At 60.9% G+C, this 15,386-nt stretch carries 16 protein-coding genes; 11 read left to right on the forward strand and 5 right to left on the reverse strand.

Features of this window, described 5'->3' with window-relative positions:
- Positions 1–128: 128 nt before the first annotated feature.
- The 8 genes from ABI796_RS14995 (at position 129) to ABI796_RS15030 (ending at position 9,239) form a co-directional block, all read left to right on the forward strand.
- Positions 129–227, forward strand: coding sequence for a potassium-transporting ATPase subunit F (locus ABI796_RS14995; RefSeq protein WP_141281388.1), 99 nt, complete (start codon positions 129–131; stop codon positions 225–227).
- Positions 228–233: 6 nt separating this feature from the next.
- The gene (gene kdpA / locus ABI796_RS15000; RefSeq protein WP_141281386.1) at positions 234–1,901 is read left to right on the forward strand and encodes a potassium-transporting ATPase subunit KdpA; all 1,668 of its coding nucleotides are present in this window, start codon (positions 234–236) and stop codon (positions 1,899–1,901) included.
- A complete protein-coding gene (kdpB, locus tag ABI796_RS15005) occupies positions 1,898–4,051 on the forward strand; it encodes a potassium-transporting ATPase subunit KdpB (RefSeq protein WP_141281384.1) in 2,154 nt (717 codons plus the stop codon). The genes kdpA and kdpB overlap by 4 nt, the downstream gene beginning before the upstream one ends.
- Before the next feature lie 9 nt (positions 4,052–4,060).
- Positions 4,061–4,675: a potassium-transporting ATPase subunit C gene (locus tag ABI796_RS15010; RefSeq protein WP_141281382.1), complete on the forward strand. Its 615-nt coding sequence runs from the start codon at positions 4,061–4,063 to the stop codon at positions 4,673–4,675.
- Between the two features lie 29 nt (positions 4,676–4,704).
- Positions 4,705–7,395 carry a DUF4118 domain-containing protein gene (locus ABI796_RS15015; RefSeq protein WP_141281380.1) on the forward strand — a complete coding sequence of 897 codons (2,691 nt, stop codon included), beginning with the start codon at positions 4,705–4,707 and terminating at the stop codon, positions 7,393–7,395.
- On the forward strand, positions 7,395–8,072 hold the full coding sequence (locus ABI796_RS15020; protein ID WP_141281378.1) for a response regulator: 678 nt from the start codon (positions 7,395–7,397) through the stop codon (positions 8,070–8,072). Before ABI796_RS15015 ends, ABI796_RS15020 begins: the two co-directional genes overlap by 1 nt.
- 76 nt (positions 8,073–8,148) lie before the next feature.
- Positions 8,149–8,475 carry a helix-turn-helix transcriptional regulator gene (locus ABI796_RS15025; protein WP_141281376.1) on the forward strand — a complete coding sequence of 109 codons (327 nt, stop codon included), beginning with the start codon at positions 8,149–8,151 and terminating at the stop codon, positions 8,473–8,475.
- Positions 8,472–9,239, forward strand: coding sequence for a cation transporter (locus ABI796_RS15030; protein WP_141281374.1), 768 nt, complete (start codon positions 8,472–8,474; stop codon positions 9,237–9,239). The genes ABI796_RS15025 and ABI796_RS15030 overlap by 4 nt, the downstream gene beginning before the upstream one ends.
- Positions 9,240–9,286: 47 nt before the next feature.
- Here the strand turns inward: ABI796_RS15030 and ABI796_RS15035 are convergent, their stop codons facing one another.
- A complete protein-coding gene (locus ABI796_RS15035; protein ID WP_141281372.1) occupies positions 9,287–9,904 on the reverse strand; it encodes a hypothetical protein in 618 nt (205 codons plus the stop codon).
- Between the two features lie 257 nt (positions 9,905–10,161).
- Here ABI796_RS15035 and ABI796_RS15040 point away from each other — a divergent pair, with 257 nt between their 5' ends.
- Complete coding sequence (locus ABI796_RS15040) at positions 10,162–10,503, forward strand: hypothetical protein (protein WP_141281371.1); 342 nt, start codon at positions 10,162–10,164, stop codon at positions 10,501–10,503.
- 390 nt (positions 10,504–10,893) lie between these two features.
- On the opposite strand, the gene ABI796_RS15045 is transcribed toward ABI796_RS15040, so the two are convergent.
- A complete protein-coding gene (locus ABI796_RS15045) occupies positions 10,894–11,292 on the reverse strand; it encodes a hypothetical protein (RefSeq protein ID WP_141281369.1) in 399 nt (132 codons plus the stop codon).
- Between the two features lie 57 nt (positions 11,293–11,349).
- A complete protein-coding gene (locus tag ABI796_RS15050; protein ID WP_141281367.1) occupies positions 11,350–11,775 on the reverse strand; it encodes a hypothetical protein in 426 nt (141 codons plus the stop codon).
- A 700-nt stretch (positions 11,776–12,475) separates the two neighbouring features.
- Here ABI796_RS15050 and ABI796_RS15055 point away from each other — a divergent pair.
- Complete coding sequence (locus tag ABI796_RS15055) at positions 12,476–13,495, forward strand: hypothetical protein (protein WP_246095677.1); 1,020 nt, start codon at positions 12,476–12,478, stop codon at positions 13,493–13,495.
- A gap of 196 nt (positions 13,496–13,691) precedes the next feature.
- On the opposite strand, the gene ABI796_RS15060 is transcribed toward ABI796_RS15055, so the two are convergent.
- Positions 13,692–14,051 carry an iron chaperone gene (locus ABI796_RS15060; RefSeq protein ID WP_141281365.1) on the reverse strand — a complete coding sequence of 120 codons (360 nt, stop codon included), beginning with the start codon at positions 14,049–14,051 and terminating at the stop codon, positions 13,692–13,694.
- A gap of 106 nt (positions 14,052–14,157) precedes the next feature.
- Here ABI796_RS15060 and ABI796_RS15065 point away from each other — a divergent pair, with 106 nt between their 5' ends.
- Positions 14,158–14,391 carry a hypothetical protein gene (locus ABI796_RS15065; protein ID WP_141281363.1) on the forward strand — a complete coding sequence of 78 codons (234 nt, stop codon included), beginning with the start codon at positions 14,158–14,160 and terminating at the stop codon, positions 14,389–14,391.
- A gap of 38 nt (positions 14,392–14,429) precedes the next feature.
- On the opposite strand, the gene ABI796_RS15070 is transcribed toward ABI796_RS15065, so the two are convergent.
- On the reverse strand, positions 14,430–15,344 hold the full coding sequence (locus tag ABI796_RS15070; RefSeq protein WP_141281361.1) for a LysR family transcriptional regulator: 915 nt from the start codon (positions 15,342–15,344) through the stop codon (positions 14,430–14,432).
- Between the last annotated feature and the right edge of the window lie 42 nt (positions 15,345–15,386).

The raw sequence follows: 15,386 nt of genomic DNA on the forward strand, positions 1-15,386 counted from the left end.
TGATGAAAGGACGTTCCAGTGGCCGACGTGGCTGTTGTGGTGATTCTTATGCTGAGCATGGGAATGGTGATGTGGGTTGCCCACCTCTTGGGCAAAATGGTGGACGGCGAAGGCCCGGTGAGTGGGCGATGAACGCCGATGCCATCATGTGGGTCAGCCTGTTCATTCTGGGTTTGGCCGTTGCCGGGTATCTGGTGGCCGTGCTGCTCAACCCGGAAAAGTGGTGACAGAGGGTGGTTTTCAGTACTGCATCTTTCATCACCCAGGTAGCCGTTCTGGTGCTGGCGCTGGCGCTGCTTCACAAGCCTTTGGGTTTGTACATGGCCCGGGTTTTCACCAACACCAAACACTCCAGGCCTGAAAAAATCCTCTACCGCCTTGCGGGTGTGGACTCGGGAACTGAGCAGAGCTGGTCTGTATATCTGCGCAGCGTTCTGCTCTTCTCCCTGATCTCCATCCTGGTGATCTTCGCCCTGCAGCGACTGCAGGGCGTATTGCCCGGCAGCAATTCCCTGCCCGGCGTGGATCCCTGGGTAGCCATGAACACGGCCATCTCCTTTGTCACCAACACCAACTGGCAAACGTACGTACCCGAGGCCACTGTGGGCATCTTCGTCCAGATGTGCCTGCTGGCCGTACAGAACTTCCTCTCCGCCGCCGTCGGAATTGTTGTGGTGGTGGCCTTGATCCGCGGTATTTCCCGCACCGCGACGGACCGCCTGGGCAACTTCTGGGTGGACCTTGCCCGGGCTTCGTTCCGTATCCTGCTCCCCATCGCAACGGTGGCCGCTATCGCCTTGGTGATTGGCGGCGTCGTGCAGAACTTCTGGTCCACAGAGGTCACCAACGCGGCCACGGGTGTCAGCCAGACGATTCCCGGCGGTCCCGTGGCCTCACAGGAAGCCATCAAAGTTCTTGGCACCAACGGCGGCGGCTACTTCAACGCCAACTCCGCGCACCCCTTGGAGAACCCGAACGTCTTCACCAGCCTGTTCCAGGTGTTCCTCATCCTCCTCATTCCCTCTGCCCTGCCCTACATGTACGGGCGAATGGTGGGAGACCAGCGCCAGGGATACACCGTTGCAGGCGTCATGGGCGCACTCTGGTTGACGTCCACGTGTTTGATGGCGTGGGCAGTGTCCTCCGCGCAAGGAGTGGCCACGGCAGAGGCCGGCGGATTGGGTGAAGGCTTTGAACAGCGGCTCGGCCCCGTGGCGAGTTCAATCTTCGCGGCCTCCACAACGCTGACGTCCACCGGCGCCGTCAACGTTGCCCACGATTCCCTGCCCCCGCTGGCCGGCGGCGTTGCCATGCTGAACATGATGCTCGGCGAAGTGGCTCCCGGCGGAACCGGCTCCGGCCTTTACGGAATGCTGATGCTGGCCATCATTGCAGTTTTCATCGCCGGGCTGATGGTGGGCAGGACGCCGGAATTCCTGGGGAAAAAGATCACCCCACGTGAAATGAAGCTCGCGGCCCTGTACATCCTGGTGACCCCCACCTTGGTGCTGGTGCTCGCCGGAATCTCAGCTCTCCTCCCGGACGTGATGGCAAACGCACCGGCCTCGGGACCGCACCAGTTCAGCGAGCTGCTGTATGCGTTCACCTCCGGCGCCAACAACAACGGCTCAGCATTCGGCGGCATCACCAGTTCCGGTCCCTACCTCTCCACGCTGCTGGGACTGGCCATGCTGTTGGGCCGCTTCCTCCCCATAGCTTTGGTCCTTGCCCTGGCAGGATCACTGGCGCGGCAACGGAGAGTGCCCGTTTCCTCCGGAACCGTACCCACCCACGGCCCGCTCTTCGGCTCGCTTCTCCTGGGCGTGACGGTGATCCTCACCGCCCTCAGCTACTTCCCCGCCCTTGCCCTGGGCCCCCTCGCAGAAGGACTCATCAAATGACCAACTCCAGCACGGCTCCGGCCGCGGAGTCCAAAGACCTCACTCACGGCGGCATCCCGTCAGGGGCACCTGAGGGTGTTCCTTCGCCGGAACCACACAAGCACCACAGCAAAGCACCGGCCAAACTCAATGCCGCCACCCTCAAGGCAGCACTCCCGGTGGCCTTCCAAAAGCTGGATCCACGGCAAATGGTCCACTCCCCCGTGATGTTCGTGGTCCTGGTGGGGGCAGCCGCGTGCACGATTATCAGCATTGTGAAACCGGACGTTTTCGGAATCGCCGTCACTGCCTGGCTATGGCTCACGGTCCTGTTCGGCACCCTCTCCGAGGCCATCGCCGAAGGCCGCGGAAAAGCTCAAGCAGACAGTCTCCGGGAAAGCCGCCAAGGCGTCACAGCAAAGCTCAGGTTGGAGGATGGAACCACCCGGGAAGTGCCGGGCACCGATCTGAGGCTCAACGATGTGGTTATATGCCAGGCCGGGGACGTCATCCCCTCCGACGGCGAAATCATTGAAGGCCTGGCCAGCGTGGACGAGTCCACCATCACCGGCGAATCAGCCCCGGTGATCAGGGAATCCGGCGGCGACCGATCATCCGTAACCGGCGGCACCAAGGTGCTCTCAGACAGGATCGTTGTCCGCATCACGGCCGAGCCCGGCGAAACGTTCATCGACAGGATGATCAAGCTGGTGGAAGGAGCCGTCCGCCAAAAGACCCCCAACGAGATCGCGCTCCACGTGTTGCTGGTTTCACTGACAATCGTGTTCCTGGTGGTCACCATGGCCCTGGCACCCTTCGCATCGCTGGCAGATGCCACGCCCTCCCCCATCGTTTTGGTGGCGCTGCTGGTCTGCCTGATACCCACCACCATTGGGGCCTTGGTACCGGCAATCGGGATCGCAGGCATGGACCGGCTGGTTCAACACAACGTCCTGGCAACCTCCGGCCGCGCAGTGGAAACAGCCGGCGACATCACCACTCTTTTGTTGGACAAGACCGGCACCATCACCTACGGAAACCGGCGGGCAGTCAACTTCTTCCCCGCCAACGGGGTGGAACAGGACCAGCTCATCGCCGCCGCCCGGCTCTCCAGTTTGGCCGACGAAACTCCGGAAGGCCGTTCCATTGTGGAGCTCGCCAGCGCCCGCGGCATGGATGGCCCTGACCTCGCCGGGCTCCGCGATACCTCCACGGACATCACCATTGTGGAGTTCACCGCCAGCACCCGCATGAGCGGCGTGGACCTGGACGGGCGCCTCATCCGCAAAGGTGCGGCGTCCGCCGTCGGGAACTTTGTCACCGACGCCGGAGGTCGCCTCCCCGCCGAAGTCCAGCGCCGCGTCCAGGAAATTTCAGCCCAAGGCGGCACGCCGCTGCTGGTAGCCGAGCACACGCACGACGGCGGCGCCCGGGTTTTGGGAACCGTGCACCTTGCCGATGTGGTGAAGCCCGGCATGAAGGACCGCTTCGCCGAGCTGCGCAAAATGGGTATCCGCACAGTGATGATCACCGGCGATAACCCGGTGACGGCCAAAGCGATCGCGGCCGAAGCCGGCGTGGACGACTTCGTGGCAGAAGCCACGCCCGAGGACAAGTTGGACGTCATCCGGCGGGAACAGGGTGAAGGGCGCCTGGTAGCCATGACCGGCGACGGCACCAACGATGCTCCGGCACTTGCAGCCGCGGACGTTGGAGTGGCCATGAACTCCGGGACGCCCGCAGCCAAAGAAGCTGCGAACATGGTGGACCTCGATTCTGATCCCACCAAACTGATCAACATAGTGGGGATCGGCAAGCAGCTGCTGATCACCCGCGGCGCCCTCACCACGTTCTCCGTAGCCAACGATGTTGCCAAGTACTTCGCCATTGTCCCGGCCCTTTTCACGGCAGCATTCCCGGGGCTCGGTTTGCTGAACATCATGGGGCTGGCCAGTCCGGCGTCGGCCATTCTGTCCGCCGTGATCTTCAATGCGCTCATCATCATTGTGTTGGTTCCCCTGGCACTGCGCGGCGTGAAATACCGGGCCGTGTCCGCCAATCAAGCCCTGGGCCGGAACCTACTGCTCTACGGATTGGGAGGACTCATAGCCCCCTTCCTCGGCATCAAACTCATTGACCTGGTGTTGTCACTCATCCCAGGAATCGGCTAGGAGCCACTCATGAACACCATTTCCGGATACCTCCGTCAGGCAGGCACCGCAGCACGGTTCCTGCTGCTGGCAACCATTGTGCTGGGGTTGCTCTACCCCCTGGCGGTGTTCGGCGCAGGACAGCTTGCCGCGCCGTTCCAAGCCAACGGATCCATAGTGAAAGACTCCTCCGGGCAGGCTGCGGCGTCCGCACTCATAGTGCAGGCGGCTGCGGACGACTCCGGAACGCAGAGCCCACAGTGGTTCCACGCCCGGCCATCAGCGGTCACATGGGACCCAAGCTCATCCTCCGCCAGCAACCTCGGACCCAACGATCCCAAACTCCTCGAAGCCGTAACCGGCAACCGTGCAGCAGTGGCGGCGTCGGAGGGCGTCAGCCCCGGCAAGGTTCCCGCCGATGCCCTCACCAGCAGCGGATCAGGACTGGATCCCCACATCTCCAAGGACTACGCAAACCTCCAAGTGCCGCGCGTCTCCACCGCGCATGGACTCAGCACCAGCGCCGTCCAGGACCTGGTGGACAAGCAGACCAGCACCGGTCTTGAAGCGTTTTTCGGCCAACCTTCAGTCAACGTGACACTGCTGAATCTTGACCTCGCGCACCTGGCCGCAGACCGCCGTTAGCAAAGGTTTCGGAGTGGAAGAATGAGGATATGGCGCGGGCAACACTGAGAATCTTTCTGGGGGCTGCACCAGGCGTAGGCAAAACCTACGCCATGCTCGAAGAAGCACACAGGCTCACCGGCCGCGGCGAAGATGTGGTGGTGGCGTTCGCCATGCACCACGGCCGCGCTGACACCCTTGAGCTGACCCACGGACTGGAGACGGTTCCGCCCCGGTCAATGGAATACCGGGAAAGCGTCTTCGAAGAGATGGACCTGGAAGCAGTATTGGCCAGGCGTCCCGGCACGGCGATCGTGGACGAATACGCCCACACCAACGTTCCCGGGAGCCGCAACCAGAAACGCTGGCAGGACGTAGAAGAACTGCTCAACGCCGGGATCAACGTCCTCTCCACCGTCAATGTTCAGCACCTGGCATCCCTGGGCGACGTTGTCAGTGCCATCACGGATGTGAAACAGGCCGAAACAGTCCCGGACGACGTAGTGCGGCGCGCCGATCAGATTCACCTGGTGGACATCTCCCCCGAGCTGCTCCGGCAACGCCTGGGCGATGGAAAGATCTACGAGGCGGACAAGATCGATGCCGCGCTGTCCAACTACTTCCGCATGGGAAACCTCACGGCACTCAGAGAACTGGCACTCCTCTGGCTTGCCGACCGCGTGGACGAAGGGCTGGCCCGCTACCGGGCGGAAAACCGCATCGAAGAAAGTTGGCCTGCCCGTGAGCGCATTGTCATCGGCCTTACAGGGGGTGCGGAGGGAGAAGTTCTGATCAGGCGGGCGGCCCGGATCCTCAAGCGGGTGAACGGCGGCGACCTCCTGGCCGTCCATGTCCGTGCGGCTGATGGGGTGGCCGCTGAGTCGCCGCAGGATTTGGAGGCCCAGCGCACCTTGCTTAAGGACCTGGGCGGCAGCTACCACACGGTGTCCGGTGAGGATCCTGCCAAGGCGCTGCTGGACTTCGCCAGAAGTGTTAACGCCACCCAGATTGTGGTGGGGGTTTCGCGGCACAAGTTCCCTGCCACGCTCATCGCAGGGGGTGTTGGGAGTCGTGTGGTCCGGGGGTCCGGTGATATTGACGTTCACATGGTCTCCCACCCTCTGGGTGGACGTGGCATGGGGCGCACGCGAAAGAGGGACCTTGGGCGTGGGCGGGTGTTCCTTGGATTCGCTATGGCCATAGTGGTTCCCGTGCTGCTGCAGTTGCTCCTTGCCGCTGCGCCGTCGCACAACATTGCTACGGCCGTTTTGGTCCAGCTCTCCGGCTCCGTTGCGGTGGCTTTGGTGGGCGGTTTGTGGCCTGCGCTTCTGGCTGCGGTGTGGAGCAGCCTCCTGGTGAACTATTTCTCCGTCCCACCGTTGGGGACCCTGACCATCAGTGATCCGCAGAACCTGCTCGCCATTTTGGTGTTTGCCGGCGTCTCCTGTGCTGTTGCCATGGTGGTGGACCTCTCTGCACGGCGGTCCAAGGAGGCAGCACGTGCCCGTTCGGAAGCAACCACTTTGGCTGAGCTCACGCGGGGAGCTTCCACAGCTGATGACCCCGTGCAGGATCTCTTGAAACAGGCACTTGAAGTTTTCCAGGTCCAGCGTGCGGCCCTCTATGTGTCCTCCGTTGGGGGCGAGCAGCAAGCTCGCCCGTCCTCGGCCCCGGCGGGCTGGCAGCTGGTGGCTGCGGCGGGCACTGCGGATTCCGTGACGGACACTGCGGGTTCCGTGCCGGACACTTCCGGTTCCGTGACAGGTGTCCCGCCGGAGGAGAACATTGAACAGGTGGATAGCCACACACGGCTGGTCCTTACCGGCCGTGTACTCCCGGCCAGCGACCGCCGGCTCCTGGGAGCCTTCGGCGCACACCTTTCCGCGCTGCTCGAACGCCGTCAACTGGCTGCTACCCGACGCGAAGTGACACGGCTGGCCGAGAGCAACACCATGCGCACTTCCATCCTCCGGGCTGTGTCCCATGACCTGCGTACACCGCTGGCGGGTATCAAGCTGGCCGTTGGAGGGTTGCGTCAGCCGGGTGCCCGCTACACGGAGCAAGAGGAAGAGGAACTCCTGGCCACCATTGATGAGTGTTCTGATCGTTTGGATGGCTTGGTGGGCAATCTCCTGGACATGTCCCGCATTACCTCGGATTCCGTCAACGCCCTGATCAAGCCTCTCCGTTGGTACAACGTCATACCAGCCGCCCTGCACGGCGTACCGGCTGGGCGGGTCCGGGTGGACCTGCCACCCAACATGCCAGAAGTAGACGCCGATTCTGGGATGCTCGAAAGGGTCATCGCCAACATCGTGGAAAACGCGGTGAAGTACGCCCCGGATTCTGAGGTGGTGATTGCCGGTGCCACGGGCGGCTTCAGCACAACAACGTTGGACGGCAGGCCCGCTGGTGAACTGCGCATCATCGACCATGGACAAGGGGTGCCGGCCAGCAACGTCCTGAGGATGTTCCAACCTTTTCAAAGGCTCGACGACGTCCCGGCAGCCGCGGGGGTAGGTTTGGGTCTGGCGGTTGCTCAAGGATTTACTGAGGCCATGGGTGGCACACTCACCGCTGAAGAAACACCAGGTGGTGGGCTTACCATGCTCATCCGGTTGCCCCTATCAACAGGTCCGGCTCGCTCCCCGGGAGCACCACTCTCCTCAGCACCAGCATCCAATGCGTCCCACCGTATTGCAGCACCTGCTTCTGCACTGCCAGCTCCGAAAGGCCCTTAGTGAACTCAATTTTGGTGGTGGATGACGATCCCCACATCGTCAGGGCTCTTGCCATTACCCTGAAGGCGCAGGGGTACGCGGTAGTGACAGCAAATGATGGAGCGTCAGCCCTTCGTGCGGCTGCACAGCGGCCCATCTCCGTGATGGTTTTGGATTTGGGGCTGCCGGACATGGACGGCACCTCAGTCATTGTGTCCTTGCGCGAATGGAGTTCCCTCCCCATCCTTGTACTGTCCGCCCGGCACGGCTCCGACGACAAAGTGGAGGCTTTGGATGCCGGGGCCGATGACTACATCACCAAGCCGTTCGGACTGGACGAACTCCTGGCACGGTTGCGTGTGTTGTTACGCCGGACCAGCGAACCCATGGACGAGGTCACCACGGTGGTAACCAGTTCTTTCTCCGTGGATCTGGCAAAAAGGCAGATCACAAAGTCCGGTCAGGATGTCCGGATGACTCCCACGGAATGGAACATTCTGGACATCCTGCTCCGAAATCCGGACAAGCTCATCACCCAACAGCAGCTCCTCACAGAGGTCTGGGGACCGGCGTACGCCAAGGAAGCCAACTATCTCCGGGTTTACATGGCTCAGCTTCGGCGCAAACTCGAAAGCGAGCCAGGCAACCCCCGGCACCTGATCACCGAGCCGGGCATGGGCTACCGGTTCGTGCCCTGACGCCACACCTTCATTGTCCGGCTCAGTTCTGAGTACATCTTTCGGTGAATACATCTGCGGATGTACTATCGAATTCATGGAAGCTCTCACCCAGGCACCCGTGCTGGCCCGTTTTGGCTACGCCATTTCTGATCCCACCCGAGCCCAGGTTCTGTTGACCCTTGCCGAATCGCCGTCCTACCCGTCTGATCTGGCGGATACCATGGGCGTATCCCGGCAGAGCATGTCCAATCACCTAACCTGCCTTCGCGGGTGCGGGCTGGTGGTTGCTGCCCCGGATGGCAGGCGCACCCGGTACGAGCTCGCGGACCCCCGGCTTGGTCACGCCATCAAGGACCTGATGGGCGTGGTCCTCGCTGTGGACCCCGCTTGCTGCGCACCTGACGGGACATGCCACGCATGAGCACCCTGATAAAGCCGGTCTCCCCCGGCCGACGGCTCCTGCTGATGCGCCGCATCCGAATCTTCGCGGCCGCCACCATCAGCTACAACGTCATTGAGGCTGCCGTGGCTTTATGGGCCGGCGGCGTTGCAGACTCGTCTGCGCTGATCGGGTTTGGACTCGATTCGATCATCGAAGTGACATCCGCGTTAGCCCTGTCCTGGCAGTTTTCGAGCAAAGACCCCGAGCGACGCGAGCACCTGACCCTGCGGATCATCGCCCTTTCATTCTTTGCCCTGGCCGCATTCGTAGCGTTCGACGCCGTCCGCTCCCTCACAGGAGCCGGAGAAGCCCAACACTCCACCCCCGGAATAATCATCGCCGCCCTGAGCCTGGCCATCATGCCCGTACTGTCCTGGGCACAGCGCAAGGCCGGACGCGAGCTCGGCTCAAGAACCGCCGTCGCCGATTCCAAGCAGACACTCCTTTGCACCTACCTGTCCGCCGTGCTGCTGATCGGCTTGGTGCTCAACAGCACGCTGGGCTGGTGGTGGGCCGACGCTGGAGCCGCTTTGGTGATAGCCGGCATCGCCATCCGTGAAGGCATCAACGCCTGGCGGGGCGAGACGTGCTGCGCACCCACCGACGTACCCAACACCTCAGCACTTGCGGTAACGCTAACCACCAAAGCTGAAAGCACGACGCCGGACGCCTGCTGTGCCGGATGTCGGCCGGTTTCCGCGGTGGCGGGTGTTGAAACGACGCCGGACGGCCGGCGGCTTTAGAGACGATGGCCGGCGGCAGCAACGCCGTCGTGCGCGCTCTTCCTGCCTTACGACCAGAAGTTCTGCGCGCGGGCGGCGGCAGCGCTGAAGTTGCGGCCGTCAATTGTTATGGAGCACTCCTCAATGCCGAGCCCCTTCCACTGCGCCAACAGCCGGATTTCCCCGTCAGGCGGCAGCGGCCAAAGCCACAGGTTGCCTGAGGCCGAGACTTCGTCGTCATTGCCGCTGCCACCACCACCGCGGAACGTCAGCGCTGGAGCTTTGGGCTGATGCTGGTGATTCATAAGAGCACCCCAGCCAAAAATGCCCGTCCTGGCGCTGGTGTGATCCGGGAGCTGAACGCCGAACAGCAACTGCACGTCCGCGCTGGTGGGTCCCATGCCGGGACCGTGCTGGAAAACCGATGCGTGAAGAGTGGTCCACTTTTCGTCGCTCTCCTCACCCCGCCGAATGATCCACGCCAGCTGGAACGAACAACCCGTGGCGTAAATTTCAGCGCTCTTGACCACAAGAACGCGTGTGGGACTGCGATATAGGAACTGCCCTATGTGCAACACAGCGGGCAGCTCGTCCTGCGGAGGGCCCATCCAAGGTGGCGGTACAAATTTTGGGCTCTTACCGCGTTCCGTGGGTTCGGGCTTGGGGAAGTCATCAAAGAAGTTCACTCCGTGTCCTCAGTTCGCTGCTGCGACCGACCAGCGGAACGGCGACAACAACTCGCACGGAATCCCCCAATCCGTCCTGACCCGCACAGTCTAGCCCCGTTCAATCCTTGCTTCCGGGACGGCCCTGGCATATTCACAGCGGTCATCCTCTACGACTAGATCACGGAGGTTGCTCCGGACTTGGCTACAGGCAGCCCCCTCGATTTTCCATTCGGTACTCGCCCAATTGAAGGCTATTTCGCCTGTACCGTTGAGCAATGACGATCAACTTTGAGGTGCGTAGTGCCGAGCCTGCCGACGCTTTCAGCATGGCCAGAGTTCACGTTGATACCTGGCGCGAAACGTACCGGGGTTTGATGGACGATGAGGTTCTGGACGATCCGGCGCTCCCTTCATGGCGTGAGAAATTCTGGACCGCAGCGCTGACCGATTCCCGGTATCAACAGAACAACGCCGCCGTCGCTATCCACGAAGACAACTTGATCGGCATCGCCATGTCGGGTCCCGTTTCCGACTCCGACGAAAAGACCCAGGAATTGTTTGTCCTTTACACGGACATCCGAATGGTTCGCAGCATCCAAGCCGTTGACGCCCGCTAGGTTTCGCTTAATCGTTTGGGGGGACAGTGAGTAATCGGCGACGTCTAGTTCTAAGCACTTTAGTTCTCTGTGTCGGAATGCTATCGATTCCTGCTTGCGCGCAACCAGGTGAACCAGCATGTGAAGCGCCTACGCTGGTCCCTTCGGCCAACTCCAATTCAGCCGTCGACGTGCCCGCACTCGCAACTGCTTCACCAAGCCCTTCACCTTCGGACACGTGTATGGACCACACACAAATATCCAAACCTAAGGGGATCCTTTGAGGAGGCGAAGAGGCACTTCCGCCAGGCTTCGGATGGCCCCCTCCACATACTCGTTGCCCGGATGCTCTTCAATGCCGGCACCGCGTCCGGAAAGGCCCTCCATGCGCCCTCGGCAGCTGGCTCCGGACTAGTCGCGACGAGGAACCGGCTGGGGCGGGACGGAAGGGTCCGATACGGGCAGACAGAATCTCAGTGAATCCTCCCAAGTTCCATTGACGATGCAGTACAAGGGCACCTCTTCGCCGTCCTTGTGATGGAGGATGGTGTCGTCTATGCCGTACTTGGAATCATTGAAGGTCAGCATGACTGTGCCATCCGGGGAGGTGCAGCGATAGGCCACATTCCACGGACTCAAGTCTTCGCAGGTGTTGAGTTTCCTGGATACTCCATTCCGATCCACGTACTCCCACAGTTTGTCTCTTTTCTCGCCCACCTGAATGGCCGAATTCGGGGTGGACCGGGCGTAGTCGCGGGTGAAGGGTCGCTCATTGCAGCTCGCTGCTGTCAGCGTCAGCAACGCAAGCATGGCTAAACCTATTCTTCTTCCACGTTTCATTCTGCTGTCCCCCAAAGCACGCATTAACTAATGATCTGCAGGAATGTCCGCACGGCCGGACGAATTCGGCTTCGGCGAACCCCGCAGCTTGCGTAGCTGCATCGCCCGGAATTCCTGGCGGGACAGAACCACCGCATACACGGTGAAGCCACCGGCCATGGCGGTAAGGAACAAACCACCCCACATAGGGCTTTGTCCCTGTCCCAGCGGGGCGAGCAAAATCATCACCGAAAGGACTGTCAAGAACGCGGCAACCACGGCGAGGATGCCCATACCCCACCAGGTGCTGACCTGGGCCTGCCCGGCGCCTGGCGTAAAACCGATCTCATCGGCTGGATAGCTGTGGAGTTCGCCTGTACTGGTGTTGCGGAGTACGCGTTTTTGACCGGCTGCGATAGCCGCCTTGTGTTCGGCATATACGGCATCATTGCGCCGCTCCTGATCGGAGGTCATAGTCACCTTTCATTTACTCGGTCCGGGCTTACAACGTGCTGGGACTTGCCGTGATCAGCCCTAGCAGTACCACTATGGGCAGTGTTGCCAGAATTGGGCCGGCTACCAGAATCCAGCTGGTGCCTGGGTACCGGGCGTACCCTTTGGCCCGCAGCTTAGCGGCCCAAAGAGCACCATAGACGATGCTGGCAATAACGTACGGAATTGTCAGTAGAACTGACCCCAAGGCTAGCCAAAGGGTTGCTTGAAGACCGTTGCGTCCGCCTGCACTGTACATATCGGCCGATCCAGATGTCGCTGTACCTACAAGAAGCACCAGCAGGAGAGCAAGAAGTCCAGCACCGAACAAGAGGACAGTCCGAAACGTCTTTGCCCATCCAGGTAGGAGCCGCCCTGGAGTTGCCCGGGCTGAGGCGGGAAATAGCTGGGAGGGTAGGGGTTCTGAGGTTCCACGATGCTCTCTTCTTGGTGAAATTCCTTGAGCGGTCAAGCCAGTAAATCACTTGCCGGGGTGGCACGTTAACATTGCCTAAGGGCAGTTGTGCCCATTGCGTCCCTTGCCCTTCCACCACATATGCGCAGGTGGAACCCTCTTTTTCGAAAGATTTTCTGTGGCCCCTGTAATCAGCGGCCCCTTGCCGGAAACAAGATGTATGAGCACATGAAGTGCTCCATCACTCCGTGGGGGAAGGAACCCAAGATGAAGTACAACCGATCCGGAACTGCAAAGTACGCCACTCTGGCAACATTGGCCGTGGCAATCACTGTGGCCGTCTGCGCACCGTCTGCCCCGGCGGACACTAATTCATTTACCGCTTCATCAGGAGAAGTAAGCCAGTTCCCTGCAGCGAGCGTTGCAGAGGCCCTTGCTGCACCGATTTCCGAGCAGGTCGCTCCGTCGCAGACCGCTCCCGCCCCTGCCGCCCAACAGGCGGAGGTCATTGTTCCGGTACCGGTTGTCATCACCCCAGCGCCTTCGGTTGCTGCTCCTGCTCCGGTTGTAACCGCTCCTGCTCCAGTTGTAACCGCTCCTGCTCCGGCGGCTCCTGCCGATGTGGAGCCTTTTATTCCCGCGCCGCCGGTTGTTCCCGCACCGCAGGCGACCATCCCGCCGTCGACCGTTGCTCCTGCCGCGCCGGAACCAGCGCCGATCACACCCACCGAACCCTCAACACCGCATGTCTCCCCCGACTTCCCGGTGAGCGGGTTGTACACCTTCCCTGATGGGCACATCTCCTTCCTGCTGCCGGCAGGCTGGACTGCGCAAACCGAAGTAATACCCATGGACTTCTATGGTGACGGCCGCCAAACTGTCGACGCCCATATCTACGACGAAACGGGCACCGAGGTTGCACTGATCGCCAGCGGTGTTTACGGCGGAGTGGTTGCCGGGCCCGTGAACCGCACCATCCTGGACTCCCAGCAGCTGACCAACTTCGACAACCGGGACGGAGTTTCCAATTTCGCCTTCTTCAAGGACGAATACCCGTTCGACCCCGCAGTAACCCGCTATTTCATGGGTGTGGTGACCAATGAATTCATGACTGAGGGCCCGGAGAGCGCCTCGGCCCACAGCTTCCTGATCATGGGCAACGGGGCTTCAATCGCCAGAGCCAACATGGAGGTTTCCATGACCGTGGAGAGCGCCGCTGCCTGGATGGAATCTGAGCAATACAGCAAGCTCAAGGCCCTCCTGACCAGCCTCCAGTACGCGGAATAGTTGATCAGCTATGACATCTTTCGATGCGCACGCCTTGGTGATGTCCGCCGTCCTGTTGGTTCACATCGTTGGCCTGATGATGGTTGCCGTTTCAGCAGTTGTGCTGTTGACGTTGCTGTCCGTAGTGGTTCTGGCCGTGCGCGGGGTCAAGATCACGTGGGCACTGGCCCGGCATGCTGGTGGTGGGGCGCGAGCCTCAGACCCGGTCCATATGCAGCTGCTGCAGCCGCCACTGGATGATCTCTCCGATGAGATCGGTGGGCAGCGGGGCGTTATGGGGCAACTGAACAAGGTGGTCCGTGGTTCCGTAGTGACTCAATTGCGCTGAGAAGTGCGCCATGGCGTCCGGAGTGGGATAAAAGCCTATGTGCTTCTTGGTCGCCGTAAAGAAGAACAAGGGCTCGGTGCCGAGTTTGAAGGTGGGCATGCGCCAACTAATGGACTCTTCAGCTTCGCTTGGCACAGCAGAACGGATCATTTGGTACACGGTCAACAGCCGTTGCCGAACCTCACCGTCATACTGGTGGATGTACTCAATGATGGAACCCGTTGTCATCTAGTCTCCTTTTCGCCGCAAGGCCGATCATATTCCAGCTGGCTGAGACCCTCGCAGTACAACCTTTGCGGTAGTTAAAGAAAGAGATGCAGTTTTGAAAAAGTCAATGTTCGTGACCCTGGTTGCCGCTGCCTCAACGCTGATTGTGGCCTCGGTTGCGTGGGTAACGCTTCTCATCATGCAGGGAGAAGCGCCAAACCCTCTGGTAGTTGCTCCCCTGTCCCTGGTGGGCCTTTTGGGAGGGGCCTTCATGGGCTCAAGGTTCTGGGACGACCGTCAGACGTTGCGTCAGCGTATGACTGAAGATCACGACGGCGTGCTGCCGGCTTCCGGGGATTAGTGCCGTTCGCAGGAGGTGATTGAGGCGCGGTCAGCTTACTACCATGTGGTTGGCTGGCCGTGCCTCGTCAGTTCCTGGATCTTGTGGCTCTGCATTCTGGTCAGCAGCCAGCTCTCCGCCTTTCCTATCCGGCGTCCCTTCAAGGACAGCAGGTCCACCGACACCAGCCAGTCCGTGTAAGGGTAGGCCTCCAGCTGTAACTCCACCAGCTGTCCGCTTCCTATCTGGTCCAAAATCAATTGCCTGGGCAGAGTGGCCCAACCTAAACCCGCTGACGCCATTTCGATGAGGGCGTCATAGTTATCGGCGCTCCAGACCTGCGTGGACTGCAGGTACTCAGTGGTTGGCAGACTGGCCGCATGTGCCGTGTAAACAATGTGCCGGTGCTCCCGTAAGTCATCAAAGCTCACGGTTCTTTTGGCGGCCAAGGGGTGCTCAGCGTGGGCGACGTGTGTGAGGATCAGTTTCCCCATTTGATGAAACTGGATTTCCCTGACATACCGCGGCTGGGCAAAGGCCACGCCCAACGCAGCTTCACCGCGTTGGACGAGGTTGGCCACATCCCCTTTTTCGGGGTTACGGATGATGATGTCCGTGTGCGGAAACTTCTCCGCGAAGTCGCACAGCACGGGCACCAGGTTCTTGTGCGGAATGCCGGCAGCGATGGTGAGGCTGGCCGGGTCACCCTCCGACATCGCATCGGCGTGACTTTCCAGGGCTTGGCACCGATCGTAAACGGCCAGTGCTTCAACCAGCATGGTTTCCCCGGCTGCGGTCAGGGTGGGGATGCGCGTCGACCTGTCAAAAAGCTCCAACCCGAGAGCTATTTCCAGATTGGCCACCGAGGCGCTGATGGTGGATTGGCTTCGCCCCAAGGCTCTGGCCGCTGCGGAGAAGGAGCCCCACTTGCAGCTCATCACAAAGGCTTCCACCTGATCCAGTGAATGCCGCATGCGGGAGCTCCCCTCGTATTCTAACTATCGGATATTCCGATA

The sequence above is a fragment of the Paenarthrobacter aurescens genome (genome assembly GCF_041549525.1).
GTDB classification, from domain to species: Bacteria; Actinomycetota; Actinomycetes; order Actinomycetales; family Micrococcaceae; genus Arthrobacter; species Arthrobacter aurescens.